This is a genomic window from Glutamicibacter sp. V16R2B1 (assembly GCF_005774635.1).
GTDB lineage: Bacteria > Actinomycetota > Actinomycetes > Actinomycetales > Micrococcaceae > Glutamicibacter > Glutamicibacter creatinolyticus.
Window position 1 is genome coordinate 1 of sequence record NZ_VATX01000070.1, and the last position, 1966, is coordinate 1966.

A 1966-nucleotide genomic window follows, 5' to 3' on the forward strand; every position below is an offset into this window, starting at 1 on the left:
CCGGCGGGGCGGGTCAGGGAGGCAGCCGGGCAGACGGTGGCGCATCTGGCGGTGGTCCCGATGGCGGTGACCTGGCACAAGCACCGGTTCTGGTGCGACAACGAGCGCTGTGACCAGGTTGTTTTCACCGAGGGCGGACCGCTGGCCGCCCGTGGCGGGACGGTGTCGGCTGCGGCGAAGGAGACGATGGGCCACCTGGTCGGGGACTGGGTCGTCGCGGTGGACCTGGTCGCGCGGGCGGCCGGGGTCAGCTGGCACACCGCGCACCGTGGCTTCGTCGCGGTGGCCGAGGAGGCGGGGATCGTGGTCACCGCCCCGGCCGGGCGGACCGGGGCCGACGAGCCGGTCGGAGACGAGGAGACGGGCGTCGACGGCGAGGCGGGCCGCGGGCCCGGCGCAGGCCGGCCGGCGCGGTCGGTGTCCGGGCCGTTGCCGGGCGTCGAGGTACTCGGGATCGACGACCACCGCCGGGGCCGTCCCCGCTACCACCGGGACCCGATCTCCGGCGGCTGGGTCGCCGACGCAGACCGCTGGCAGACCGGGCTGTTCGACTCCGCCGGCGGCCACGGCCTGCTCGGGGCCGTCGAGGGCAGGACGGCGGCGGCCACGGCCGGCTGGATCGAGGCCCGGCCCGCCGCCTGGCGCGCGGGCATCCGGGCCGTCACGATCGACATGTCCACCATCTACAAGGCTGCCGCCCGCGCCGCGCTCCCGCACGCGATGATCGCGGTCGACCCGTTCCACGTCGCCCAGCTCGCGAACAAGGCGGTCGGGGATGTCCGCCGCCGGGTCACCCACCAGCTACGCGACCGCCGCGGCCGGGCCACCGACCCCGAATACACGATCCGCAACCTGCTGGTGCGCGGCCCCGGCACACTCTCCGACAACGGCCGCGCGAAGATCCTCACGACCCTGGCCGACCTCGGCGGCGAGGAGGGCTTCGCGATCGGCGCCGCCTGGCGCGCGAAGAACCACCTACTCGGCCTGCTCGCGCTCTCCCCGACCCGCACCGGCCGGGCCACCACCCGCACCGACGTCGACAGGGCCCTCACCAGGTTCTTCGACTACTGCGCCACGACCGGCGCGACCGTCCCCGAGATCGTCACCCTCGCCGAAACGGTCTCGGACTGGCGCGTCGAGATCACAGGCGCCGTCCTGCACGGCCTGTCCAACGCCGCGGCCGAGGGAGTCAACCGGCTGATCAAACTTGTCTACCGGACCGCCTTCGGCCTGACCAACGTCGCCAACCAGCAACGCCGCGCCCGTTACGTCGCGTCCCGTTCCACCCGCCCCGTCTGGCTACAACCCGTCACCACCTATGCAACGGCCGCGTGATCGACTGATCACACATTCCAGCTCAGTGCGGAGAGCCGGATATGCCCCGACTACAGCGTTCTGAGGTGGTTTTCCCCCAGCACGCGTTGCCGGCGGGCAAGCGTATCTTGCCCGAGTTCCCAGGCTGCTCTCCATTCGCCGAGGTTGTCGAGATGCGCGCCGAGATTACTGGCTGACTCCAGTGTGTCAGGATGGTCCCCGCCAAGTACCCGCCGCCGACGGTTTAGGACGTCCTCGGTGATTCGTCGAGCCGCCTGCTCATCGCCGGCCAGCGCGGCGACGACAGCGAGGTTCGCCGCTGTGCCGAGCGTTAACATGTGATCTGCTCCGAGTGCTCGCCCACGGCCCGCATGTGTACTTTCGAATACTTTCCGTGCGGCACCGTAATCGCCGAGACGCACCAGTGCGTTCCCGTACCGGTGAGCGGCGGTCAGCGTGTCAGGGTGGTCTCCACCAAGCGTCTTGGACCAACGCTGATACGCCGCCAGAGACATCTCCAACGCGTCTCGCGACCGGCCTGACTGCTCAAGATAACGGACGACATCAAGCAGGAGAACACGAAAATCCTGGCTTTCAGGCACCCCCAGGCTGCATGAGTGCGCGACGAGGGACTGTACATGAGGGGTCAGAA

At 70.2% G+C, this 1966-nt stretch carries 2 protein-coding genes; one reads left to right on the forward strand and one right to left on the reverse strand.

The window, feature by feature from the left end:
* On the forward strand, positions 1–1335 hold a 1335-nt coding region (locus FDN03_RS16160; protein WP_138178608.1), incomplete at its 5' end, for a transposase.
* A gap of 50 nt (positions 1336–1385) precedes the next feature.
* Here the strand turns inward: FDN03_RS16160 and FDN03_RS16165 are convergent.
* The coding region (locus FDN03_RS16165) for a tetratricopeptide repeat protein (RefSeq protein WP_212743943.1) at positions 1386–1966 on the reverse strand (581 nt) is incomplete at its 5' end.